Below are 23,235 nucleotides of genomic sequence, written 5' to 3'. Positions count from 1 at the left end.
ATCACTTGAATGAAACAATGTCTTGCTTTCGTTAGACCGCATAAGTTTTTTTTCGCATAGGTGTTATGAAAAAAAATTCTTAGCTCGCGCGTTAAATGTTCTTAGCTCTTGTTACAAACATGAAACGGTTTGAATTATAAATTTCGCCATTTTTTTGGCGAATAGCAGGACTTATTTTGTGACCAGGGAGAAGTAACCCCATGCGCGTTTTAACCCCCCTCGCCAGTGCAATGCTGGTAGCCATGGCATGCATGAACGTTGAGGCCATGTCCCTCAACGAAGCCGTGCAGAGTGCCGTGGATTACCACCCACAGATCAGTTCCAACCGCAACAGCAAGCTTTCGGCCGATGAGGATGTCAAATTCGCCCGTGGTGGCTACTACCCGACAGTGGATCTGGTGGCGGGTTATGGGCGCCAGCGCTCGGACAACCTGAACACCCGCGGTCTCAACCCGGACGGTACGAGCGACCACAGAAAGGAAACGCTCAATTACACACAGTCCGAACTGCGGTTGCGGCAGATGATCTTCGACGGCTTCAACACCGCCAATGAAGTGGGCCGTACCGAAGCGGTGGCGACTTCTCGCGCCTATTACACCCAGGCCATTGCCCAGGATGTCGCGTTGCGCGCCGTCGAGGTGTATCTGGAGGTGCTCAAGCGTCGAGAGTTGGTGGACCTGGCCAAGAACAACCTGCAGGCACACTTGCGCGTCAATGACCAGATCGGCCTGCGCAGCGAGCGCGGCGTGGGTAGCACCGCCGACCTCGACCAGTCCCGCGCCCGTCGCGCCCTGGCAGAAAACAACCTGGACACCGCCGAAGTCGACCTCGCCGATGCCGAAGCCAACTTTTACAGCGTGGTCGGACGCGTGCCTGACGAGCTTGAAGGGCCACAATCGATCAAGGTCGAAGTACCCACCACGCTCGACGAGGCCCGTGAAGGCATGCGTCAGAACAACCCTTACCTCAAGTCGGCCCAGGCCGACGTCAACGCTGCCGAACAGCAGTACGAAGTGGCCAAGTCACCGTTCTACCCGCGACTGGACGCAGTGCTGGCCACCGGCGCCAACAACAACATCGGCGGCGAAAAGGGCCATAGCAACAACGACTGGCAGGCTGGCGTCGAACTCAACTACAACCTGTTCCGTGGCGGCAGTGACAAAGCCCGGCTGCAATCCGACGCGCACAAGATCAACCAGGCCCTGGACATCCGCAACAATGCCCTGCGCGAGCTGACCGAAAACCTCAGCCTGTCCTGGAACGCCATGAACAACGCCCGCAAGCAGACCCCGACCGCGCGTGAGTACGCCGAAACCACCCAGCGCGTACGCGCGGCCTACCAGGACCAGTTCGGCCTTGGCCAGCGCACCCTGCTCGACGTGCTCGACAGCGAGAACGAACTGTACAACGCCAACCGCCGCTACACCGAAGTGCGCTACACCGAAGAGTTTTCGATGTACCGGGTGCTGGCCACCATGGGGGAACTGCTGAGCAAGCAACGCATTTCGCTACCACCGGAGGCGATCGCCAACAACGAGGTCAGGACCGAGGCCAGGTTGCCCGAGATGCGCTAAGCGTCACACGCACTGGCACGGATCGCCGCACAGCAAGCCCATCCACTCTGGCGGGAGTAGGCCATCGTGACCAGTATGCAAAGCGCGCAACCGCGTCCGGATGTCGATGACCCACTGCTCGATGGCTTGCTGATTCTGTGTCGGCTGCACGGCCGCCCGGCCAGCCGTGCCAGCCTGTGCAGCGGCCTGCCTTTGGCCCAGCAGCGCCTGGGCGTCGAACTGCTACCCCGGGCCGCAGCACGTGCGGGCCTGCAAGCGCGGGTGCTGGAACGGGGCCTGGATGATATTTCGGCGCTCAACCTGCCCGTTCTGCTGTTGCTCGACAATGGCCGCAGCGCCGTGTTGCAACGCTGGGGCGATGACGGCCGGGCGCTGATACTGCCTTGCGAAGCCGAAGGTGGCGAGCAATGGGTCGAGCGTGAAGCGCTGCAGCAGGCCTACAGCGGCCACGCCCTGTTCGCTCGCCCGCGGCATACCCTGGAGGACGTGCGCTCACCGCTATTGCCGCGGGTCAACGCCTGGTTCCGCGACACCCTGCGCCATTCCCGCTGGCTGTATGGCGACGCCCTGCTGGCCAGCCTGCTGATCAACCTGCTGGGCCTGATGGTGCCACTGTTCGTCATGCAGACCTACGACCGTGTGGTGCCCAACCAGGCACTGTCGACCTTGTGGGTGCTGGTCGCCGGCCTGTTCATCGGCACCGCCTTCGAACTGGTGCTGCGCATGGTCCGCGCCCACCTGCTGGACCAGGCCGGCAAGAAGACCGACCTGATCCTCTCCGCCACCCTGTTCGAACGCATCACCGGCATGGCCATGAAGGCCAAGCCCGCTACCATCGGTGGTTTCGCCCAGAGCATCCATGACTTCCAGGGCCTGCGCGAGTTTCTCACTGCGGTCACCCTGACCAGCATCATCGACCTGCCCTTCGTCGCCCTGATGCTGCTGGTGATTGGCCTGCTCGGTGGCTGGCTGGTGCTCATCCCGTTGATCGCCTTCCCGCTGGCGGTGGGCTTTGCGCTGATCATCCAGGCCCGCCTGCGCGACACCGTGCAGAAAAGCCTGAGCCTGGGTGCCGTGCGCCAGGCTCTGCTGATCGAAACCCTGGGCGGCCTGGAAACCCTCAAGGCCTGTGGCGCCGAAAGCGAGCGTCAGTACCAGTGGGAACACACCAACGCCGCCATGGCCCGCCTCGACGCCCACGCCCGCAACCTGTCGTCGCTGGCCAGCAACGGCACGCTGTTCATCCAGCAGTTCTGTGGCATGGCCACCATCGTTGCCGGGGTGTACAGCATCATTGCCGGCAACCTCAGCGTCGGTGCGCTGGTCGCCAGCTACATGCTCGGCAGCCGCGTGCTCGCCCCGCTCGGCCAGATCGCCGGGCTGATCACCCGCTACCAGCAAGCACAGCTGACCATGCGCAGTACCGACGCGCTGATGGCCCTGCCGCAGGAGCGCCAGCCCGACCAGCAGGCGCTGGAGCACACCACGCTCAAGGGCGGCCTGGCGCTGAGCCACGTCAGTTTCCGTTACCCCGGGCAGGTGAGCCCTGCCCTGCAGGATGTGCAACTGGCCATCGCCCCCGGGGAGCGCATCGGCATCATTGGCCGCAGCGGCTCGGGCAAGAGCACCCTGGGCCGCCTGCTGATGGGTTTCCATCACCCGGACGAAGGCCAGGTGCTGCTGGACAACCTCGACCTGCGTCAACTGGACATCACCGACCTGCGCAGCCAGATCGGCTACGTCGCCCACGACCTGCCACTGCTGGCCGGCAGCCTGCGCGACAACCTGACCCTGGGCGCGCGCCACATCAGCGATGCGCGCATGCTCGAGGTGGCCGAGCTGACCGGTGTCAGCGAGCTAGCCCGGCAACATCCGAACGGCTTCGACCGCCCGGTGGGCGAGCGTGGCCAGCTGCTCTCCGGCGGCCAGCGCCAGGCCGTGCTGCTGGCCCGTGCCCTGCTGCTGGAGCCACCGATCCTGATCCTCGACGAACCCACCAGCCACATGGACAACAGCAGCGAAGAGCAACTGCGCCAGCGCCTGCTGGGATGGGTGCCGGGCAAGACCGTGCTGCTGGTCACCCACCGCACCTCGATGCTCAGCCTGGTAGACCGCCTGGTGGTGCTGGACAACGGCAAGATCGTCGCCGACGGGCCGAAGGATGCGGTCGTCGATGCCCTGCGCAAGGGCCGTATCGGCTCGGCCCTGTAGGAGTTCAACATGCCTCTCACGCAAAACATCCGCAGCAGCCAGGGCACCGACAAACGGGCCGAACGCGACTACATGCCGGAACTGGCCGGTGCCACCCTGCAGGACTCGCCGCGCCTGTCGCGCCTGACCGTGTGGCTGGCCGCAGCGCTGCTGCTGGTGGCGCTGGCCTGGGCCAGCCTGGCGGTGCTCGACGAAGTGACCGTCGGTGAGGGCAAGGCCATCCCGTCGAGCAAGGTGCAGGTGGTGCAGAACCTGGAAGGCGGTATCGTCACCGAGATCTTCGTGCGCGAAGGCCAGATGGTCGAGAAAGGCGCCACCCTGCTGCGCCTGGACGACACCCGGTTCAAGTCCAACAAAGGTGAAAGCGAAGCCGACCGCTATGCCCTGACCGCCCAGGTCGAGCGCCTGTCGGCCGAAGCCGAAGGCCGCCCGTTCGTGCTTTCGGACGAAGTGCGCGCCAAGGCGCCTCAGGTCGCCGAAGACGAGCTAGCCCTCTACAGCTCGCGCCAGCGGCGCCTGGCCAGCGAAAAACAGACGCTCAACGAACAGTTGCGGCAGAAGAACCAGGAACTGGCCGAGTTCCGTTCCAAGGTCGAGCAGTACCGCTCGGCCGTGGCACTGCTGCAGCAGGAGACGGACATGTCGGCGCCGCTGGTGAGCAAAGGCGCCATTTCCCCGGTGGAGATCCTGCGCCTCAAGCAACGCACCGTGGAAGCCCGCGGCCAGCTCAACGCCACCAGCCTGGCCATCCCCCGTGCCGAGGCGGCGATCGCCGAGATCAAGAGCAAGATCGAAGAGTCCGACGCCGGGTTCCGCTCGGACGCTGCCAAGGAGCTCAACGACAAGCGCACCGAACTCTCCAAGATCACCGCCACCAGCATCGCCATCGACGACCGGGTCAACCGCACCACGGTGGTGTCACCGGTGCGCGGCATCATCAAGTTGCTCAAGGTCAACACCATCGGCGGCGTGGTGCAGCCGGGCAGCGACCTGGTGGAGATCGTGCCAATCGAGGACAACCTGCTGATCGAGGCCAAGGTGCGCCCGCAGGACGTGGCCTTCCTGCACCCAGGGCAACCGGCGATGGTCAAGTTCAGTGCCTATGACTACACCATCTACGGCGGGCTCAAGGCCAAGCTGGAGCTGATCAGCGCCGACACCGTCACCGATGACAAGGGCAATGCGTTTTACCTGATTCAGGTGCGGACCGAGAAGAACCACCTGGGCGGGGACAACAAGCCGTTGCTGATCATTCCGGGGATGGTGGCCACGGTGGATATCATTACCGGGCAGAAGAGTGTGCTGGATTATTTGCTCAAGCCGGTGCTCAAGGCACGGACTGAGGCGTTGCGGGAGAGGTGATTGGCTGGTGATTGAGTTGGCGCAGGCCGGTGTCCGCCACTACGCATTCGGCGCCTGTGAGATCGAGCGCCGCGCGGGCGGCGCTCGATCTCACAGGCGCTGAAAATGCCATGGCAGGCCTCTCTCAGCCCTCACCATGGTTCCGCTCGAACACATCAGCGCCCATGGCCCTGATCTGCCCCTCGATCAACGCCTCGAACGGCCGGAGCAACTCATCAAAACTGTCGGGTCGCTCCAGCACGTTCAACGCCTGCACCACCGCCTCGATGGTCGACAACGCCCCCGGCTCCGGCGCCTTGCGCAGACGGTAGCGTGATGGCGCCACCTGTGCCAGCGTCACCCTGGGCAGCGCCTCCAGCAACGGATTCAAGTACAGCAGCTTGCGCGCCTTGCGCCAGGTGCCGTCAGGCACGATCAACATGAACGGCCTGTCGTCCGTCTCGCCGTAAGCTGTCAGCGCTTGCGCCTGCTCGCCTGGGAACAGCAGCACGGGCCGATAGCCTGGGGTTGCCAGCAACTCGGCAAGATCAGTGAACACTTCGCCCACTCGCAGCTCGGCATTGACCAGGCCCAATGCGGCCAGGCGAGCAGTATTCAGGGCGTGGGTGGTTTCACTGGGGTGCTGCAGCAGGACCACGCGGGTGCGGCTGTCGAGGCTGGGAATCAGTGGGCAGAGGCAATGGTCGAGCGGGCGCTGGCAGCGTTCGCAGCGGGGTCTGGGCATGGGGGTCTCCGTTGGTAGACGGATTTTGCCACAGGCCGGAATTTTGGGCCCGCTTTGCGGGCCATCGCCGGCAAGCGCGGCTCCCACAGGGTGGCCTGCACAGACCTTTTCTGGTGGGAGCCGCGCTTGCCGGCGATGGGCTGCAAAGCAGCCCCTTGGGGCTCAGCGGTTGAACCGCTCTGCCAGGCTATGCAGGTACTCGGCCATGCGCTCCAGGTCCTGGCTGATCTCGGCCCCCTGCTTGGCCTGCCCTGCGCTCTGGTCGCACAGCTGGGCAATCCTCACGATCTGCTGGTTGATGTCCTCGGCCACAAAACTCTGTTGTTCCGATGCCGTGGCCATCTGCTGGCTCATGCCGGTAATGCGGCTGACCGCCTGGGCAATCCCGGCCAGCGCCGCCTGCACCGCCTCGACACTCTGCACACTGTCCCGCGAAATCTGCTCACCTCGGCTGGCGCTGCTCACCGCCCGCTCGGCTCCGGCACGCAGTGAAGCGATGATCTGGTGGATCTCGTCAGTGGAAGAGCGCGTGCGCTGGGCCAGCGAACGCACCTCGTCGGCGACTACGGCAAAGCCCCTGCCCTGCTCGCCCGCCCGGGCCGCCTCGATCGCCGCGTTGAGCGCCAGCAGGTTGGTCTGCTCGGCAATCGAGGTGATCACATCCACCACGCTGCCGATCGACTGGGTCTGTTCGGCCAGGGCGTTGACCGCCTGGCCGATATCGCTGACCGCCTCGCTCATGCTGCCCATGGCCTTCAGGCTCTGCTGAGCCAGCTCGCTGCCGTGCTGGGCCAGCTGGTCGGCATCACCGGCAGCGTGGGCGGTGCTCTGCACATTGTGCGTCACCTCCTGGATAGTCGCCGCCATCTGCGCGATGGCCGTGGCCGACTGGTCGGTCTCGCTGCGTTGCCGATCGAGCATCTGCGCCTGGGCATCGGACAGGTCGGCCGATTGCGCAGCGCGCGACTTCACCCCGACGCCGGCATCCACCAGGCGGGTGAGCGCGGTTTGCAGCCGCGCCTCTTCGCTGATGATGGCCAGGTCGAGCTGCCCCTGCAGGCCAGGGTTGTCACTGTAGGTCAGGGCTACCAGTGGGCTGGTGAACGCCTTGGGGTGTTCGTCGAGGGTACGCCGGATCCCCCGGTCCTGCCGTTGTTCGATCAAGAACCAGGCCACGAGCAAGCTGGCCATCAACAGGCCCAACGCCGCGTAAGGTGGCAACCAGAGGTAACCGGCAGCCGACAGCACACCGGCACCGATCAATGGCCAACCATGGCCCAGTCCTTGACCCAGGCGTGCGGCCCAGGGCACCGGTGACTTGCCGTCCCGCAGCCGTGCGTAAAGCGCTTCAGCGCGGCGAATCTGCTCGCGGGTCGGTACCGAACGCACCGACTCGTAACCGCTGATTCGGCCATTCTCGTAGATCGCCGTGACGTAGGCGCTGACCCAGTAATAATCACCGTTCTTGGCGCGGTTCTTGACCACACCCATCCAGGGTTTACCTTGCTTGAGCGTTTCCCACATGTGCCCGAACACCGCCGGTGGCATGTCAGGGTGACGCACCAGGTTGTGCGGCTGGCCGACCAGCTCGTCGTAGGTGAACCCGCTGATCGCCACGAAGGCGTCGTTGCAGTAGGTGATACGGCTGTTGAGATCCGTGGTGGAAATGAGGCGCTGATCACCGGAAAAGGTTCTTTCATGCTCAGTGACGGGCAAGTTCATGCGCATCTTGAACGGTCCTTCGAAGATGGGATAAGGGGAGCAGCGCAACTAAATATCTAGCAGAGCGTGGAAGAGTTAGCGGCCAGGTTGGTGATTAATTTAGAGCGACCCGTCGGATTGTCAGACAATTTAAAACCCACTAACCGACATACAACTGGCTCTTGAGCAGGTCCCGGAATGTTTGTATGAGGGGCTCACGGCTCCGCCCCCTGCGGATGATCAGCGAAAATGGCGCCTGATAGCCGAAAGTAGCTGGCGATAGCACCCGCAAGTCCCCCTTGTCGGCCCACGCCTGGGCATAGTGTTCGGGCAAGTAGCCGATGTAGGCGCCGGAAAGGATCAGGATCAGCTGTGCTTCCATGCTCTCGACCGTCGCCGCGCTGTGCTTGAAGCCATGCCGGGCCAGCTCGGCCTGGCTCCAGTAACCGCGCCCGACCATCCGCTGCTGGGTCACCACCTGCTCTGGTATGCGCCTTTCGGCGAACAGCGGGTGCCGGCTGCTGCAATACAACCAGTGCTGCTCGCGGTACAGCGGCTGATAAAGCAGGCCACTCATGCGCGAGGAGAACGCGCCGATGGCCAGGTCCAGGCGATTGTCCTGCACGCCCAGCTGCAGTTCGTAAGGGCTGGATACCGACAGGTGCAGGTGCACGGCGGGGTGTTCCTGGCTGTAGGCGCCGATCACTTCGGCCAGGGGCAGCGCGCGATCGCCTACGGTGGAGTCGATCACGCCGAGGTTGAGAGTGCCGCGCAGCTCGCCTTTGAGCGCCGCTGCGTACTGTTCGAACCCATCCAGCTCGGCCAGCAGGCGCAGCGTCTCCTGGTGGAACAGCTCGCCCTTGCTGGTCAGGCTGAAACCACCACGGCCGCGGTGGCACAAGACGATACCCAAGGCGCCTTCGAGCTGGCTCATGTAGGTGCTGATGGCCGAAGTCGACAGGTTGAGCTCACGCTGGGCGTTGGCGAAGCCCTGGTGGCGCACCACGCTGACGAAGATGCGCAGCAGTTTCAGGTCGGGCAAGGTCGAGGCCATGGTGCAACGGTTCCGCTGGGGTGTTGGCGCGCAGTCTAACCGCTCCTGCAGGCTTTAGTTCAGAAAATCCTGAAGTAAGTATTTGCCGGTAGCGATTTTTCCAGCGCACTACCTTGAGCAGACTTGGCCGAAATGACCCTGCCCGCCGGCATATCCAGATTTCAAAGGCGTGCGGCGGCACAGGTTCGAACAAACAAAACAATCGACCGACTGATGAGGCCCACCGTGGACAAAGTTCTCCATCAACCACTGGGCGGCAACGAAATGCCGCGTTTCGGCGGCATCGCCACCATGCTCCGTCTCCCCCACCTGCAAAGTGCCCAAGGCCTGGACGCCGCGTTCATCGGCGTGCCGCTGGACATCGGCACCTCGCTGCGCTCCGGCACCCGTTTCGGCCCGCGGCAGATCCGCGCCGAATCGGTGATGATCCGCCCCTACAACATGGCCACCGGTGCCGCCCCGTTCGACTCGCTGTCGGTGGCCGACATCGGTGACGTGGCGATCAACACCTTCAACCTGCTCGACGCCGTGCGCATCATCGAAGAAGCCTACGACGAGATCGTCGAGCACAATGTCATCCCGATGACCCTGGGTGGCGACCACACCATCACCTTGCCGATCCTGCGTGCCCTGCACAAGAAGCACGGCAAGATCGGCCTGGTGCACATCGATGCCCACGCCGACGTCAACGACCACATGTTCGGCGAGAAGATCGCCCACGGCACCACCTTCCGCCGGGCCGTGGAAGAAGGCCTGCTCGATTGTGACCGCGTAGTGCAGATCGGCCTGCGCGCCCAAGGCTATACCGCCGACGACTTCAACTGGAGCCGCCGCCAGGGCTTCCGTGTGGTGCAGGCCGAAGAGTGCTGGCACAAGTCGCTGGAACCGCTGATGGCCGAAGTGCGTGAAAAGGTCGGCGGCGGCCCGGTATACCTGTCGTTCGACATCGACGGCATCGACCCGGCCTGGGCCCCAGGCACCGGTACTCCGGAAATTGGCGGCTTGACCACCATCCAGGCGATGGAGATCATTCGCGGCTGCCACGGCCTGGACCTGATCGGCTGTGACCTGGTCGAAGTCTCCCCGCCTTACGACACCACCGGCAACACCTCGCTGCTCGGCGCCAACCTGCTGTTCGAGATGCTCTGCGTGCTGCCGGGCGTCGTGCGTCGCTGACATCGTTTTACCCCGGCAGGAGCCATGAGGGAGGGCCACTGAGGCCCGCCAACACAAGACAAGACCGCCGGGCGCCGTGAAACGCCTGCGCGGTCGATCTCGCCATAATAAAGATAATCGGGAGACCCCCAATGGCCTTGGACATCATTGTTGTAATGATCTATACCGCCGGCATGCTCGGGCTGGGCTGGTATGGCATGCGGCGCGCGAAAACCCAGGAAGACTACCTGGTGGCCGGGCGCAACCTCGGCCCGACCCTGTACATGGGTACCATGGCCACCACCGTGCTCGGCGGCGCCTCCACCGTCGGCACCGTACGCCTGGGCTACGTCCACGGCATCTCCGGTTTCTGGCTGTGCGCAGCCCTGGGCCTGGGCATCATCGCCCTCAACCTGTTCCTCGCCAAACCGCTGCTGCGCCTGAAGATCTACACCGTCACCCAGGTGCTGGAGCGCCGTTACAACCCCATGGCCCGCCAGGCCAGCGCAGCCATCATGCTGGCCTATGCACTGATGATCGGCGTGACTTCGACCCTGGCCATGGCCACCGTGCTGCAAGTGCTGCTCGACCTGCCGTTCTGGGCGTCGCTGCTGCTCGGCGGTGGTGTGGTGGTGGTGTATTCGACCATCGGCGGCATGTGGTCGCTGACCCTCACCGACATCGTCCAGTTCGTGATCAAGACCGTTGGCCTGATGTTCATTCTGCTGCCGGTTTGCCTGTACAAGGCCGGTGGCTGGGACACCCTGGTGGCCAAGCTGCCGGCGGCCAGCTTCAGCTGGACCACCATCGGCTGGGACACCATCATCACCTACTTCCTGATCTACTTCTTCGGCATCCTGATCGGCCAGGACATCTGGCAGCGGGTGTTCACCGCCCGTGACGAGAAGGTCTGCCAGCGCGCCGGCACCACCGCCGGTGTGTACTGCGTGCTGTACGGCCTGGCGTGCGCCCTGATCGGCATGTCCGCGCATGTATTGATGCCGGACCTGGCCAATCCGAACAATGCCTTTGCCGAGATGATCAAAGGCCAGTTGCCCGAAGGCATCCGTGGCCTGCTGATGGCGGCGGCATTGGCAGCCATGATGTCGACTGCCAGTGCCGGCCTGCTGGCAGCCTCGACCACCCTGACCGAAGACCTGCTGCCCAAACTGCGTGGCGGCAAGGCGTCGAGCCTGGGCGTCAGCCGCCTGTTCACCCTGCTCACCGGCCTGGTGGTGCTGGGTATCGCCCTGGCGGTGAACGATGTGATCAACGCCCTGACCCTGGCTTACAACCTGCTGGTCGGCGGCATGCTGATCCCGCTGATCGGTGCGATCTTCTGGAAGCGTGCGACCACCGCAGGCGCCATTGCCAGCATGTCGCTGGGCTTTGCCACCGCACTGTTCTTCATGTTCAAGGACGGGCTGGATGCCAACACGCCGATCTACTACAGCCTGGCGGTCGGCCTGGTGAGCTTCGTGCTGGTGAGCGTGCTGTCGCGCAAGCCGGTGGGTGAAGTGAAAATGGCCTGATTTTCCAGCCTGTACTGGCCTCTTCGCGGGTGAACCCGCTCCCACAGGTACTCCACCGCCTTCAAGGTCTGTGTAATACCCGCGAAGAGGCCGGTGCAGTCAATGCAACTGCAGCGGAAACAACAAGGCCGCGGCATCTGAACGATGCTGCGGCCTTTTGCATTTCAGCGACGGCGCGGCTGGCGCTTGCGCTGCTCTTCATCAGTCGGGATCGGCACCGGCTGCAAGGGTGGTGGAATCAGCCCCAAAGCGACGGCCAGGTCGTGGAGCCAGTTGAACATTTGGTTTTTCATAGTGCCCCCTTGACGGGTCAGCCTCACGGCAATTCAATCCTGCGATGTTTCATACAGATCATAGCCCGATGTCCTATCTTACGCATGCTCTTGTTCCTACAGATATGGGCTAGTTTGACGCGGATCAAGCGGAAACGGCGCATTCCGACGACTGGCTAATCGTTTCGCCTTGTTGCAAGTCGATCCAGGCCTGCAAATTCGCCCCGCACATGCCCTGGCGCCACATCAACCAGGTCTCTGCGTGATCGAAGGGCGGCTGCAGGCGATGAGCGTGAACCCGATCGCGCCCGGGCAGGCTGTCCAGCATCGATTGCGCCATCAAGGCCACCCCCGCCCCGGCGATCACGCAGGCCAGCATGCTCTGGTACGACTCGATTTCCATCACCCGCCCCATCGGCGTGTGGTCATGGGCGTACCAGGCTTCCAGACGCATTCTGTAGGAACAGCCCTGGCGGAAGGTGAACACCGCCTTGCCCGCCACGTCCCTGGCGCTGCGCACCGCCGGGTGCTCGGGGCTGGTGATCATCACCAGCACTTCATCACACAGTGGCACGCCATCCAGCCCGGCCAGGCTCGGCGGGCCGTCCACCAGCGCCGCATCCAGGCGATGGCTGAGCAGGCCTTCAAGCAGGTCGCCGCTCGGTGCCGCCTGGACCTGCAGGTTCACTGTCGGGTACTGCTGGTGGTAGCGCGCCAGCAGCGCTGGCAAGTGGATGGCGGCGGTGCTGTACATGGTACCCAGCACGAAATCACCCGCCGGCTGGCCGCCCTGCACTGCCGCCACGGCTTCATCGCGCAGCGCCGACAGGCGGTTGGCGTAATCCAGCAATACCTTGCCGGCGGGCGACAGCTGAAGGCGCTGGCGTTCCCGCAGGAACAGTTCCACCCCCAGTTGCTCCTCGAGCTGGCGCAGGCGCGTCGACAGGTTCGACGGCACCCGGTGCAGGCGCTCGGCGGCGCGGGTTACCGAACCTTCCTCTGCCACGGCCTGGAAGATGCGCAGCTGGCTGAATTCCACATTATTCTCCAAAACAGAACAACTTGATCATCATTATTCAATTTTAATGAAAGTCAACACACCCTAACCTGCCATCCATCGCATTGATTCGCGCAGGAGAATACCCATGTCGCCGTTCGTACAACTGCTGGCCAGTGCCGTGGCGCTGATGATGGCCATGGGCATCGGGCGCTTCGCCCTGACCCCGCAACTGCCGCAACTGATCTCTGAAGGCCAGTTCGACCTGACCGCCGCCGGGCTGGTTGCGGCAGCCAACTACCTGGGTTACTTCATCGGCGCGGTGGACGCCATGTACGCCCGGCGGCCGAGCCAGGTGAAACTGCGCCTGCACGGTGGCCTGTGGTTATGCGTGTTGTTGACTTTGGCCTCCTGGGCTGCAAACGGCTTCTGGAGCCATTTGCTGCTGCGCTTCGGAACTGGCGTGGCCAGTGCCTGGGTGCTGGTGATGATCACCAGCCTGAGCCAGCAAGTGGCCAATGCCCACAACCGTCAGCGCCTCGGTGCGATTGTGTTTGCCGGGCCCGGATTCGGTATTGCGCTGACGGGTTTGCTGGCACTGGTTGCGCACCTGTTGGGGCTGGGTTCGGCGGCTCTGTGGCTGATCTATGCCGTTGCCGCCCTGGTCATGCTACTGGCCGTGCGCCCCTGGCTGCCTCGCGCCCTGCAACCTGCCGTCGTCGCGCCCGCCTTGCAGCCGGGTGCCACCCGCAGCGTCGGCATCGGCCGCCTGGGTCTGGTCTATGCCCTGTACGGCGTGGGCTACATCCTGCCGGCGACCTTCCTGTCGCAGATGGCCAGCCAGCAGTTCCGCGGCAACTGGATGGCTGACCTGTTCTGGCCAGCGTTCGGCCTGGCAGCAGCGCTCGGCGTGGTGCTGGTGATCCTGCGCCGGGCAGGCAGGACTTCGGCCTGGCTGACGGTCACCCTGTGGTTGCAGGGCCTGGGGGTACTGGCCTGCCTGATGGGCGGTGGTGTTGGCCTGGCACTGGGCGTGGTGCTGTGCGGCGGGCCGTTCCTCGCTTGCATGCAGTTGGTGATGCAGCGCTCGCGGGAACTGGCGCCGCATGCCACGCAGCGTAACGCCGGGCTGCTGACCGCGTGCTTTGCCCTGGGGCAGTTGAGTGGGCCGTTGCTGGCGGCGCTGAGCAACCATTACGGCGGGAGTCTGCAGCCGGCGTTGATATTGGCAGCGGCTGGGTTGGGAGTGGCGGGTGTACTGGTCCTGACCGGGGGCCGGAGCGTTCAGGGTTGCCAGGCGGCAACCCGGACAGCCTGAACCTTGGAGGACAACAGATCAGCCTACGTACTTGCGCAATTGCTGCTTCACCCAAGGCTCGGCACTGACCAGGATCACGCCCAGCAGCACCATGACCGCGCCGAGCACAAAGTTCAGACTCAACGGCTCACCCAGCAACACCACGCCGAAGGTCACCCCGAATAGAGGCGTGATGAACGAAAACACCGCCAGGTTGGAGGCCAGATACTTGCGCAGCAACCAGAACCAGGTCAGGTAACTGATGAACGACACGACGATCCCCTGGAACAGCACACTGCCCAGCGCCAGCGGCGTCAATGTCACATCACCGATCTGCCCGCTGACCAAGGCGATCAACAGCAATCCGGCAAAACCCACCGCCAACTGGTAGAACAAGGTCAAGGTTGCTGGAGCCTCCGAAAGGCGCGAGCCGCGCACCACCACCGTGGTCGCGCCCCAGGCCAGCCCGGCGAGCACGCCGAAGGCATCGCCCAGCAGCATGTGCCCATCCATCTCGGCAAATGACATGCCCCCAGCGAATGCCATCGCAATCCCGGCAAACGCCAGCAGGATGCCCAGCCATTGCAGCAACCGCAGCCGTTCGCTTGGAAGCATGAAGTGCAAGCCAAGTGCCGTGAACACCGGTGCCGTGTAGAGGAACACCGACATGTGAGCCGCCGAGGTCAGCTTCAGGCCCTCGGCGATGAACAGGAACTCCAGCCCGAACAAGCCGCCAGCCAGCAGGCCGGCCCGCCAGGTGTTGCCCACCTGTTCCCAACCGCCACGCCAGCAGATCATCAACCCTACCAGCACAGCAGCAATGCAGTTGCGCAGGGCTGCCTGCATCACCGGCGCTATATCCACCGCAGCGGTCTTGATCAGCACCTGCTGGCAGCCCCAGATCAGGCACAGGCCCAGCATCACCTGGAAGGCAAAGGCGTCGGGGTTCTTGCGGGCCACGCTCATGAGTGGGCCTTTAGGGTGATCGAGGGCATCGGCAAGGGCTCGGCAGTGGACAAGGAGTACCGATTATCGGGTTTCCTGGCCTGCCCTTGCCAGCCTCAAAACGACCTCAAGCGATCTGTGCCTTGGCCGACACCTGCTCGAAGGTGGCTTCGTCTAGTGCATCCTCCTGCTCATCCAGCACCTGGCGTGGGTGCTCGAAGCCCGGAATGCTGCTGTCGATCAGGCTGAGCAAGCGGGAACCGCGCTCGGTGAGCACGAAATTCTCACCGTTGCCGCCATCCTCCGGCGCTCGGCTCTCGATGAAGCCGCGCTCGAACAGCAGCTTTTCATACTCGCAGGCGCGGGTTTTCAGGTGGTCAATGTCACCCAGCGGCTGGCCCTCGGCGGCCAGCGCCGCAGCGTGCTGCTCGGCATAGGGGCGTGGAGTGAAGCTGTGACCGGCGCCGTTCTGCACCTCGTGCAGCAAACGCTCGATCAGGTCCCAGTCGTAGGTGCTGCTCATGGAGATGGCCTCCTGCTGTGGACGAAGGGGGTACACAGGTTGGGACCTGACAGGTGATGCGAGCGTTCCGAAAAATCTCAGCGTTGGCGTTGGTGCGCCTGCATGTACTGACGCAGCAGCTGATTGATCCGCGTCTGATATCCCGAACCCTGCTCCTTGAACCACGCAAGGACATCGGAATCCAGGCGAATGGTCACTGTCTGCTTCGCTGGAACCCGCAACTCGGCCTCACGGAAGAAATCTTCGCCAAGTTCAGGAATGTCCGAGGTATCGATGTCTTTATCGTCCATTTGAGCCAATCGGCTCCAACCAGTTTTCGATGCTTTGGTCATAAAGTTTGGCCTCCCATTGGTGACTCTTCGTGCTGAGATAATGCGAATGACGTTATCCTGTCGCTCCGTATACCCCTTCAATAGCGCCAGGAGACTTTGGGAAAAGGACTACAGCATCCTGCGGAAGCAGCCTACCTAGCCAACCATTCGGGCTCAGCTACTGCTTGACCAGATAATTGATAAACAACCGAAACAGCTCCGCATTCCCGGCAATCCCCAGCCGCTGCCAGATGTTGTGCCGGTGCACCTTCACCGTCCCCTCGGAGATCCCCAGCTCGCGGGAAATCGACTGACTGCTGTGCCCCTGCAAAATCAGCTTGGCCACATACCGCTGGGTTTCGGTCAGTTGGCCTTGGAGGATATCGACGAAGGCATCCTCCAGCTGGCTGTCCGACTCCTGGGGGTCGGCCAGGTCATCGGCGTGGGCCAGGCGCAGATGCTGGCTGTAAATGGCGTCGATCACTGGCGTCAGTGCCGCCAGCCGCTGCGCTTCCTCCGCCTCGAACGCGCCCTTGTCCAGGCCACGCATCAACGAATACACCAGCGCGGTGCGTGGCCGCACCGGGACGATGAAGCCGATTTCCTCGATCAGGCTGCCGTGGTGCGACGAGACACAGGGGTGGATGTCGTGGGAGATGGAAAAGCCCGAGGCGAAGAAGCTGTCCGGGGCCAGTTCGCTCATGCGCCACAAGCCCGACGGGTGGTTGTTGGTGCAGGCGACATAGAACGGGTCGAGCAGGTAGCCGCCGCGCAAGTAGGCCTTGAGCGTGCGTTCGGCCACGCGCTGGTTGTAACCATCATGGATCAGCAGCGCCGGCTGGTTGAAGCGGAACAGGTAGGCGCAGCTCATGTCGAAATCGACCACGCCCTTGAGCGCGGCGTCGAGTGCCGGGCCCAGGGTGTCGCTGCCGATGCTGCGGATGACCGCGCCCAGGCGGTCGGCGTTGTCGCTGTTCATGGCGGTGGCCTGTGCGGTGTGGAAAGAAAACGCGAATGCCGCCCGGCTGTAAAAGCCCGAGCGGCATTGAACGATGGCAAGCCCTGTCAGTGCAACGCTGGACTGGCAGGCAGCAGTTCGTTCTCTTCTTCCTGACGGCCCAGTTCCAGCGCCTTTGGCACCGCCAGCCAGTAGGCCAGACCCATGCCTAACAGGCCACCGGCGAGCTTGCCGATGATCAGCGGCCCGATCAGCGTCGGCTGGAAGTTGGCCGAGTAGGCCAGGTGGTCACCGAAGGTAAAGGCCGCGCACACGGCGAAGGCGATCACCAGCACCTTGTCCTTGGGCGGCATGTCGGCCACCAGGCGGAACATCGCCAGGATATTGGCCGAGGCAGCGAGGATGCCGGCGGCGCCCACGGGCGACAGGCCCAGTTTCGAGGCCACCTTCTCGATAGGCCGCGACAGGAAGCGCTTGATCAGATAGACCATCGGGAACGCACCGCAGAGCATGATGCCCACGTAGCCGGCGATCTCCAACGCCCGGAACTGGTCGGCCTTGTCGGCGATGATCGGCGCAAAGCCCCAGCCACCGAACAGCGAGGTGAACGCTCCGGTGAAGTACTCGACGATCGAGGCCACCAGCACCAGGGTCACTGCCGCATACATCAGCTGCCCCAGCTTGAGGAACAGGCTGACCATCAGGTTGGGGAAGTAGCGCAGGGCCGCCGCCAGCGCCACGCAGAACAGGATCAGTGGCGACAGGTTGCGCAGCAGGGTCGGCAAGGTGAAGTGCAGCGCCTGGGTCGCGGCGCCTGCCGTGGCAATGTCCGGGCGCACACCCAGGCCCATGGCCTGCATGCCCATGGCGATGAACACGATGCTGATCGGGATGCTCAATAGGCCGGCCATGATGCCCAGGGCCATGTACTTGTGGTCGGCCTTGTTGAGCATGGCCAGGCCCACCGGGATGACGAAGATCACCGTCGAACCGCACTGGAAGCCGGTGATCAGGCCAAGGATCCAGCCCTCAGGGCTTTGCGACAGCGCCTGGGCCAGCTGGTAACCGCCCAGGTCCGAGGCGATGAAGATCGGCCCGGCGATACCGGCATCAGCGCCCATGGCCAGGAACAGCGGGCCGATGACCTGGCTGATGAAGCTGGAGATGAACGGGATGGCGGCCATGATCCCGGCCACCGGGATGAAGATCGGGCCGATGCTGTGCAGGCCGGCGGTGAACTCCTTGGCCAGCTCGGATTCCGCGTTGACGATCGATGCGATCGCGCCGATCACGGCGCACACCATGATCACGTAGATGACGTAAGTGCCTATGTTTTCCATCTGCTGCCTCTGTCTTGTTGGAATTGGCTTGGGGGCAGAATTGAAGGGTGCTGCATATCGTTGTTGTTCAAGGCCGGCAGGGAGCTGCCGGCCAGGCATCACATCGCGGTGTAGGCGTTGTCGACGAACAGGTGCGAGCCGCTGACGAAGCTCGACTCGTCACTGGCCAGGAACAGCGCGGCGTTGGCCACCTCGCTCGGGTCGCACAGGCGCCCCTGCATGGTCTTGATCGCCTCGTCGGACGCATCCACCCCATAACCGCGCAGCAGGTCGAGCTCGCGCCGACCATGGGCGGTGCCGATGAAGCCCGGGCATATGGCGTTGCTGCGGATGTTCTGGTCTCGGTATTCCACGGCCAGGGCGCGGGCGAACATGTGGCAGGCACCCTTGGTGGTGCAATACAGCACCTCCATCGGCGTGCCGACCACGGCGGAAATCGAAGAGGTGCAGATCACGCTGCCGCCACCGGCGTCGAGCATGCCCGGCAACACGGCTTTGGTGACCAGGAACATGCTCTTGACGTTGACACTCATCAGCCGGTCCCAGTCGGCTTCGCTGGTTTCCAGGAACGCTCCGGCGGCGATGATCCCGGCGTGGTTCATCAGCACGGTGATCGGGCCGAAATGCGCCTGGCCCTGGGCCACGGCGCGGTGCACTTGATCGGCCTGCGACACATCGGCGGCAACGAACAGTGCCTGCCCGCCTTCTGCATTGATGCGCGCCGCCACTGCTTCGCCCTGGCTGCTCGGCAAGTCGAGGATCACCACCTTGGCACCCTCGGCGGCGAACAGCTCCGATGCGGCCAGGCCACAACCGCCTGCGCCGCCGGTAATCAGTGCCACCTTGCCTTTCAATCGATCCATGGGTGTGTACCTCGGTTGTTGTGTTTGTGGGTTCAAACTAGAGCCGAGGGGGTGCGCGGTAAATATACCCAGGGGTATAGCCGCCGGTCGCAGCCGCTGAACCAACTGCCGGGCGCGGGCCTCCACCGGGCATCATCACCGCCGGAGGTAGAAAGGATGAAACCGCTGCTGCGCATCGCCTGTGCCACCGCCCTGTGCTTTGCCCTGCCCGCCTGGGCCTGCACACCAGAAGAAGCGACACAGAAACGTGAGGAGCTGGCCGGGCTGGTCACCCAGCTGACCGAGCAGAACCCGCAGAAGGCCAAGGAGATCAATGACGAGCTCCAGGGGATGGAGCTGGGGACGGCGAGCAAGGATTTGCCCGACAAGTGTCAGCTGATCGACAAGCGGATCAAGGAGCTGAAGGAGGCGGAGAAAAAGGCTGATTAAATCGCTCTACCTTCACACGCGGTCATTGTGGGAGCGGCCTTGCGTCGCGAAAGGGCTGCAGGGCAGCCCCCCGGTGGATGCGAAAAATCAACAACTCTGGGGCCGCTCTGCGGCCCTTTCGCGACGCAAGGCCGCTCCCACACAGAGCGCGTGGGCCTGAGGAGGAGTGCCTTACTCAGCAGCAGGCTTGCGCTTCTTCAGCGGCGCCAGGCCATCAGAGCTGGCCAGTGGCGCATTCGGCCGTGGCTTGGCGGTCGGCTTGCGCTTGGCAGCGGCCTTCTTCTCACCCGTCTTCTTGTCGACCTTCTTCTTCTTGGCACCCACCGCCTTGCCCGAGGCCTTGACCTTCTTCGGCCCGCTGTAGGTACCTTTGACTTCCTTGATTACCCGGCGCTCGAACTGCTGCTTGAGGTAGCGTTCGATGCTGGACATCAGGTTCCAGTCATTGTGAGTAATCAGCGAGATCGCCAGCCCTTCGCCGCCGGCACGGCCGGTACGGCCCACACGGTGCACATACTCGTCACCGCTGCGTGGCATGTCGAAGTTGATCACCAGGTCCAGGCCGTCGATGTCCAGGCCGCGGGCCGCCACGTCGGTGGCCACCAGCACCTTGGAGCTGCCCTGCTTGAAGCGTTCGATGGCCAGCTTGCGGTCCTTCTGGTCCTTCTCGCCGTGCAGTACGAAGGCTTTCACGTCCTTGGCCACCAGGTGGCCGTAGATGCGGTCGGCCAAGGCGCGGGTGTTGGTGAAGATGATCGCCTTGTCGAAGGTCTCGTTGGCCAGCAGCCACTGCACGATCGCCTCTTTGTGCTGGTCGTGGTCGGCGGTGATGATCTGCTGGCGGGTACCTTCGGCCAGCTGCGAGACGCTGTTGAGCATCAGATGCTCAGGGTCTTTCAGCACCTTGCCGATGATGTCGCGCAGGGCCGCACCGCCGGTGGTGGCGGAGAACAGCAGGGTCTGCTCGCGGTTTTCGCACTCCTTGCACAGGCGCTCCATGTCTTCGGCGAAGCCCATGTCGAGCATGCGGTCGGCTTCGTCGAGGATCAGCACCTGCACGTGGGACAGGTCGAGGTTGCCGGCATTGAGCTGCTCGAGCAGGCGGCCCGGGGTGCCGATCAGCACGTCCGGCACCTTGCGCAACATGGCGGCCTGTTCCTTGAAGTCTTCACCGCCGGTGACCAAGCCGGCCTTGATGTAGGTGAACTGCGAGAACAGCTGCACTTGCTTGAGGGTCTGCTGGGCCAGCTCGCGCGTCGGCAGCAGGATCAGCGAGCGGATCTCTACCCGTCCGCCTTTCAGATCAACCAGGCGGTTGAGCAGCGGCAGGACGAAAGCCGCGGTCTTGCCGCTGCCGGTCTGCGCTGTCACACGCAGGTCGCGCCCTTGCAGGGCCAAGGGGATGGCCGCGGCCTGCACCGGGGTTGGCTCGACAAATTTAAGCTCGGCCACGGCTTTAAGCAGGCGTTCGTGCAGGGCGAATTGGGAGAACACGGAGGTAACCTCAGGCAAGTGCGGGAAATTCAGTTGCATAGGGTAACGTTTTCTGCCGCCGTAGCCGAATTTCTTTTGGCAACTTTGTCGGCTTCCGCGCTCTAATGGCGCTTCGTTTCGCTGCAATAGACCGGTTTACAAGCTTATGGACATTCAACGCATCTGGCGTGACAGCCTCGACCTGTGGGGCACCCTCGACCAACATCCAGTGCTGCACGCCGCTATCGGCCTGGCCGTGCTGCTGATCATTTCTCTGGTACTCGGCCGTGTAGCGCGCTTTCTGGTGCTGCACGGCGCCCGCCTGCTGGCCCGGCAGTCGGCACTGACCTGGCTCGACGACCTGCGCCACAACAAGGTCTTCCACCGCCTGGCCCAGACCATTCCGTCGCTGGTGATCCAGTTCGGCCTGAAACTGGTGCCGGAGCTGTCCGACACCGCCCAGCATTTCCTCGGCAACGTGGCCCTGGCCTTCACCCTGCTGTTCATGACCATGGCCCTGTCGTGCCTGCTCGATGCCCTGCTGGACATCTACGCCCGTACCGAGCACGCCCGCACCCGCTCGATCAAGGGCTACGTGCAGTTGGCCAAGATGATGCTGTGGATCTTCGCCTCGATCGTCATCGTCGCCACCCTGATCGACCGCTCGCCGCTGTTGCTGCTGTCGGGCCTGGGTGCGATGTCGGCGGTGCTGCTGTTGGTGTACAAGGACACCCTGCTGTCGTTCGTCGCCAGCGTGCAGCTGACCAGCAACGACATGCTGCATGTGGGCGACTGGATCGAAATGCCGCAGGTCGGTGCCGATGGTGATGTGGTGGATATCACCCTGCACACCGTTAAGGTGCAGAACTTCGACAAGACTATCGTCTCGATCCCCACATGGCGCCTGATGAGCGAGTCGTTCCGCAACTACCGCGGCATGCAGCAGTCGGGCGGGCGACGGATCAAGCGCAGCCTGTTCATCGACGCCGCCGGTGTGCGCTTTCTGACCTCTGACGAAGAACAGCGCCTGAGCCAGGTAAGCCTGCTGGGCGACTACCTGGCCGGCAAGCGCCAGGAACTGATGGCCTGGAACGAGGCACTGGGGCCGGTGCCCGAACTGTCGGCCAACCGCCGCAAGCTGACCAATATCGGGACATTCCGCGCGTTTGCCCTGGCTTACCTGCGCAACCACCCGAACGTGCACCCGAACATGACCTGCATGGTGCGGCAGATGCAGACCACGGCCGAGGGTGTGCCGCTGGAGATCTACTGCTTTACCACCACCACGGTGTGGGCGGAGTACGAGCGGATTCAGGGGGATATCTTCGACTATCTGCTGGCTGTGTTGCCGGAGTTTGGGTTGAGTTTGTATCAGCAGCCCAGTGGTAATGACATGCGGGTGGGGTTGGCTGGGCGGGCTGTGGAGCCGTTGCCGCGACGGTTGGAAGAGGTGAGTGAGGCTTGAGATTGCCGGGGCTGCTTGGCAACCCTTTCGCGACACAAGGCCGCTCCTACAAGAGACCGCAATCTTCTGTAGGGGCGGCCTTGTGTCGCGAAGGGCCGCAAAGCGGCCCCAGATCACCCCGCATAACCCAGGAGGTACAACAATCCGGTCAGGGTCACCAATGAGGCCACGGTCGACAACAGGATCGTCCGCGAAATCAGCCCCGCCTCGCGGTTGTAGTACTCCGCCAGCATGAACGGCCCGGTGCCGGTCGGCAGCGCCGCCAGCAACACTGCCGAAGCCGCCCACATGCTCGGCAGGCTGAACACCTTGAACGCCAGCACCCAGGTCAGCGCCGGCTGACCTACCAGCTTCAGGCCCACCAGCGGCCACGGGCTGGCCTGCGAACCGGTGCGTTTCTCGGCCAGGAACGCCCCCAGCGAGATCAACGCACACGGCGTGGTCGCCAGCGCCAGCATGTCGAGAAAATGCATCACCGGCTCCGCCAGCCCCAAGCCACTCACTGCCCAGGCGGCGCCTGCCAGCGGCGAAATCACCAACGGGTTCTTCGCCAGCGCCTTGCTCACCTGCAGGATCGCGCGGCCGATCTGCCGCTCCTCCTGCAGGCCGATCTCGATCAGCGTCAGGGAGATCGCGAACACCAGGCAGACCACGATCAACGACGAAATCAACGCTGGCTGCAGGCCCGGCTGGCCAAATAGCAACAGACACAGCGGGATGCCGATGTAGCCGGTATTGGCATAACCGGCGCTGAGCCCGTCGATACTCGCCGCCACCAGGCCATGGCCGCTGAACAGGCGCCAGGCCAGGGTCACGACGAACATCGCCAGCGCTCCGGCACCAAAAGCGACGATGAACCCTGGGTGCCAGATCTCGCTCCAGGTCGCCGTGGCGGTGACCTTGAACAACAGCGCCGGCAGGCACAGCCAGACCACCATCTTGTTGATCTCGGCGGCCGCCTTGTCGCCCAGCTTGTTGGTCTTGCGGCATAGGAAGCCGACCAGTATCAAGGCGAAGATCGGCGCAACGATGACGAAGATCGTATGCAT

Annotated in this window: 21 protein-coding genes; 8 read left to right on the top strand and 13 right to left on the bottom strand. The window is 63.5% G+C overall.

Annotated elements, in window-relative coordinates; translation table 11 throughout:
• Positions 1-200 precede the first annotated feature (200 nt).
• The 3 genes from ACIPW4_RS23450 (at position 201) to ACIPW4_RS23440 (ending at position 5,147) form a co-directional block, all read left to right on the top strand.
• Positions 201-1,574 (top strand): TolC family outer membrane protein, encoded by a 1,374-nt coding sequence (locus ACIPW4_RS23450; RefSeq protein WP_400662013.1) that lies wholly within the window; start codon positions 201-203, stop codon positions 1,572-1,574.
• Between the two features lie 75 nt (positions 1,575-1,649).
• Positions 1,650-3,785, top strand: a complete 2,136-nt coding sequence (locus ACIPW4_RS23445; RefSeq protein WP_400662051.1) for a type I secretion system permease/ATPase — start codon at positions 1,650-1,652, stop codon at positions 3,783-3,785.
• Between the two features lie 9 nt (positions 3,786-3,794).
• Entirely contained in the window at positions 3,795-5,147 is a 1,353-nt protein-coding gene (locus tag ACIPW4_RS23440; protein WP_400662010.1) for an HlyD family type I secretion periplasmic adaptor subunit, read from the top strand.
• 124 nt (positions 5,148-5,271) lie between these two features.
• On the opposite strand, the gene ACIPW4_RS23435 is transcribed toward ACIPW4_RS23440, so the two are convergent.
• The 3 genes from ACIPW4_RS23435 to ACIPW4_RS23425 all read right to left on the bottom strand — a co-directional run bounded on the left by ACIPW4_RS23435 (position 5,272) and on the right by ACIPW4_RS23425 (position 8,626).
• The gene (locus tag ACIPW4_RS23435; RefSeq protein ID WP_400662007.1) at positions 5,272-5,871 is read right to left on the bottom strand and encodes a tRNA-uridine aminocarboxypropyltransferase; all 600 of its coding nucleotides are present in this window, start codon (positions 5,869-5,871) and stop codon (positions 5,272-5,274) included.
• A gap of 162 nt (positions 5,872-6,033) precedes the next feature.
• Positions 6,034-7,599: a methyl-accepting chemotaxis protein gene (locus ACIPW4_RS23430; protein ID WP_400662005.1), complete on the bottom strand. Its 1,566-nt coding sequence runs from the start codon at positions 7,597-7,599 to the stop codon at positions 6,034-6,036.
• Positions 7,600-7,732: 133 nt separating this feature from the next.
• A complete protein-coding gene (locus tag ACIPW4_RS23425) occupies positions 7,733-8,626 on the bottom strand; it encodes a LysR family transcriptional regulator (protein ID WP_027918723.1) in 894 nt (297 codons plus the stop codon).
• Positions 8,627-8,851: 225 nt separating this feature from the next.
• On the opposite strand from ACIPW4_RS23425, the gene speB reads away from it, so the two are divergent.
• The gene (gene speB / locus ACIPW4_RS23420; RefSeq protein ID WP_008090804.1) at positions 8,852-9,802 is read left to right on the top strand and encodes an agmatinase; all 951 of its coding nucleotides are present in this window, start codon (positions 8,852-8,854) and stop codon (positions 9,800-9,802) included.
• A 131-nt stretch (positions 9,803-9,933) separates the two neighbouring features.
• Entirely contained in the window at positions 9,934-11,313 is a 1,380-nt protein-coding gene (locus ACIPW4_RS23415) for a sodium:solute symporter (RefSeq protein WP_400662002.1), read from the top strand.
• A 164-nt stretch (positions 11,314-11,477) separates the two neighbouring features.
• Here the strand turns inward: ACIPW4_RS23415 and ACIPW4_RS23410 are convergent, their stop codons facing one another.
• Positions 11,478-11,606: a PA1414 family protein gene (locus tag ACIPW4_RS23410; RefSeq protein ID WP_256215799.1), complete on the bottom strand. Its 129-nt coding sequence runs from the start codon at positions 11,604-11,606 to the stop codon at positions 11,478-11,480.
• Positions 11,607-11,730: 124 nt separating this feature from the next.
• Complete coding sequence (locus ACIPW4_RS23405; protein ID WP_400661999.1) at positions 11,731-12,624, bottom strand: LysR substrate-binding domain-containing protein; 894 nt, start codon at positions 12,622-12,624, stop codon at positions 11,731-11,733.
• A gap of 106 nt (positions 12,625-12,730) precedes the next feature.
• Here ACIPW4_RS23405 and ACIPW4_RS23400 point away from each other — a divergent pair, with 106 nt between their 5' ends.
• Complete coding sequence (locus tag ACIPW4_RS23400) at positions 12,731-13,900, top strand: MFS transporter (protein WP_400661996.1); 1,170 nt, start codon at positions 12,731-12,733, stop codon at positions 13,898-13,900.
• An 18-nt stretch (positions 13,901-13,918) separates the two neighbouring features.
• On the opposite strand, the gene ACIPW4_RS23395 is transcribed toward ACIPW4_RS23400, so the two are convergent.
• From ACIPW4_RS23395 to ACIPW4_RS23370, 6 genes are all read right to left on the bottom strand, one after another.
• Complete coding sequence (locus tag ACIPW4_RS23395) at positions 13,919-14,845, bottom strand: DMT family transporter (protein WP_400661993.1); 927 nt, start codon at positions 14,843-14,845, stop codon at positions 13,919-13,921.
• 106 nt (positions 14,846-14,951) lie between these two features.
• Positions 14,952-15,347: a transcriptional regulator gene (locus tag ACIPW4_RS23390; RefSeq protein WP_400661990.1), complete on the bottom strand. Its 396-nt coding sequence runs from the start codon at positions 15,345-15,347 to the stop codon at positions 14,952-14,954.
• 77 nt (positions 15,348-15,424) lie between these two features.
• On the bottom strand, positions 15,425-15,679 hold the full coding sequence (locus tag ACIPW4_RS23385) for a BrnA antitoxin family protein (protein ID WP_400661987.1): 255 nt from the start codon (positions 15,677-15,679) through the stop codon (positions 15,425-15,427).
• A 157-nt stretch (positions 15,680-15,836) separates the two neighbouring features.
• Positions 15,837-16,637, bottom strand: a complete 801-nt coding sequence (locus ACIPW4_RS23380; protein ID WP_400661984.1) for a LuxR C-terminal-related transcriptional regulator — start codon at positions 16,635-16,637, stop codon at positions 15,837-15,839.
• An 86-nt stretch (positions 16,638-16,723) separates the two neighbouring features.
• Positions 16,724-17,956 (bottom strand): ethanolamine utilization protein EutH, encoded by a 1,233-nt coding sequence (gene eutH, locus ACIPW4_RS23375; protein WP_400661981.1) that lies wholly within the window; start codon positions 17,954-17,956, stop codon positions 16,724-16,726.
• A gap of 98 nt (positions 17,957-18,054) precedes the next feature.
• On the bottom strand, positions 18,055-18,819 hold the full coding sequence (locus tag ACIPW4_RS23370; protein ID WP_400661979.1) for an SDR family NAD(P)-dependent oxidoreductase: 765 nt from the start codon (positions 18,817-18,819) through the stop codon (positions 18,055-18,057).
• A 156-nt stretch (positions 18,820-18,975) separates the two neighbouring features.
• Between ACIPW4_RS23370 and ACIPW4_RS23365 the strand changes: the two genes are divergently transcribed.
• The gene (locus tag ACIPW4_RS23365; RefSeq protein ID WP_400661977.1) at positions 18,976-19,248 is read left to right on the top strand and encodes a hypothetical protein; all 273 of its coding nucleotides are present in this window, start codon (positions 18,976-18,978) and stop codon (positions 19,246-19,248) included.
• Positions 19,249-19,419: 171 nt separating this feature from the next.
• On the opposite strand, the gene ACIPW4_RS23360 is transcribed toward ACIPW4_RS23365, so the two are convergent.
• Positions 19,420-20,781, bottom strand: a complete 1,362-nt coding sequence (locus ACIPW4_RS23360) for a DEAD/DEAH box helicase (protein ID WP_400661975.1) — start codon at positions 20,779-20,781, stop codon at positions 19,420-19,422.
• Positions 20,782-20,887: 106 nt separating this feature from the next.
• On the opposite strand from ACIPW4_RS23360, the gene ACIPW4_RS23355 reads away from it, so the two are divergent.
• On the top strand, positions 20,888-22,186 hold the full coding sequence (locus tag ACIPW4_RS23355) for a mechanosensitive ion channel family protein (protein WP_400661973.1): 1,299 nt from the start codon (positions 20,888-20,890) through the stop codon (positions 22,184-22,186).
• Between the two features lie 113 nt (positions 22,187-22,299).
• On the opposite strand, the gene ACIPW4_RS23350 is transcribed toward ACIPW4_RS23355, so the two are convergent.
• A complete protein-coding gene (locus ACIPW4_RS23350) occupies positions 22,300-23,235 on the bottom strand; it encodes an AEC family transporter (protein ID WP_400661970.1) in 936 nt (311 codons plus the stop codon).

This window comes from Pseudomonas sp. NPDC089996 (assembly GCF_044748405.1).
Lineage (GTDB): Bacteria > Pseudomonadota > Gammaproteobacteria > Pseudomonadales > Pseudomonadaceae > Aquipseudomonas.
Note: the sequence above shows the minus strand (reverse complement) of the source record. Positions and strands in the feature narration are given on the sequence as shown.

Excerpts from the sequence above, each read along its gene's own strand:
- ACIPW4_RS23450 (WP_400662013.1), top strand. The coding sequence starts at position 201 with ATGCGCGTTTTAACCCCCCTCGCCAGTGCAATGCTGGTAGCCATGGCA.
- ACIPW4_RS23445 (WP_400662051.1), top strand. The coding sequence starts at position 1,650 with ATGCAAAGCGCGCAACCGCGTCCGGATGTCGATGACCCACTGCTCGAT.
- ACIPW4_RS23440 (WP_400662010.1), top strand. The coding sequence starts at position 3,795 with ATGCCTCTCACGCAAAACATCCGCAGCAGCCAGGGCACCGACAAACGG.
- ACIPW4_RS23435 (WP_400662007.1), bottom strand. The coding sequence starts at position 5,871 with ATGCCCAGACCCCGCTGCGAACGCTGCCAGCGCCCGCTCGACCATTGC.
- ACIPW4_RS23430 (WP_400662005.1), bottom strand. The coding sequence starts at position 7,599 with ATGCGCATGAACTTGCCCGTCACTGAGCATGAAAGAACCTTTTCCGGT.
- ACIPW4_RS23425 (WP_027918723.1), bottom strand. The coding sequence starts at position 8,626 with ATGGCCTCGACCTTGCCCGACCTGAAACTGCTGCGCATCTTCGTCAGC.
- ACIPW4_RS23415 (WP_400662002.1), top strand. The coding sequence starts at position 9,934 with ATGGCCTTGGACATCATTGTTGTAATGATCTATACCGCCGGCATGCTC.
- ACIPW4_RS23410 (WP_256215799.1), bottom strand. The coding sequence starts at position 11,606 with ATGAAAAACCAAATGTTCAACTGGCTCCACGACCTGGCCGTCGCTTTG.
- ACIPW4_RS23400 (WP_400661996.1), top strand. The coding sequence starts at position 12,731 with ATGTCGCCGTTCGTACAACTGCTGGCCAGTGCCGTGGCGCTGATGATG.
- ACIPW4_RS23395 (WP_400661993.1), bottom strand. The coding sequence starts at position 14,845 with ATGAGCGTGGCCCGCAAGAACCCCGACGCCTTTGCCTTCCAGGTGATG.
- ACIPW4_RS23390 (WP_400661990.1), bottom strand. The coding sequence starts at position 15,347 with ATGAGCAGCACCTACGACTGGGACCTGATCGAGCGTTTGCTGCACGAG.
- ACIPW4_RS23385 (WP_400661987.1), bottom strand. The coding sequence starts at position 15,679 with ATGACCAAAGCATCGAAAACTGGTTGGAGCCGATTGGCTCAAATGGAC.
- ACIPW4_RS23380 (WP_400661984.1), bottom strand. The coding sequence starts at position 16,637 with ATGAACAGCGACAACGCCGACCGCCTGGGCGCGGTCATCCGCAGCATC.
- eutH (WP_400661981.1), bottom strand. The coding sequence starts at position 17,956 with ATGGAAAACATAGGCACTTACGTCATCTACGTGATCATGGTGTGCGCC.
- ACIPW4_RS23370 (WP_400661979.1), bottom strand. The coding sequence starts at position 18,819 with ATGGATCGATTGAAAGGCAAGGTGGCACTGATTACCGGCGGCGCAGGC.
- ACIPW4_RS23365 (WP_400661977.1), top strand. The coding sequence starts at position 18,976 with ATGAAACCGCTGCTGCGCATCGCCTGTGCCACCGCCCTGTGCTTTGCC.
- ACIPW4_RS23360 (WP_400661975.1), bottom strand. The coding sequence starts at position 20,781 with ATGCAACTGAATTTCCCGCACTTGCCTGAGGTTACCTCCGTGTTCTCC.
- ACIPW4_RS23355 (WP_400661973.1), top strand. The coding sequence starts at position 20,888 with ATGGACATTCAACGCATCTGGCGTGACAGCCTCGACCTGTGGGGCACC.
- ACIPW4_RS23350 (WP_400661970.1), bottom strand. The coding sequence starts at position 23,235 with ATGCATACGATCTTCGTCATCGTTGCGCCGATCTTCGCCTTGATACTG.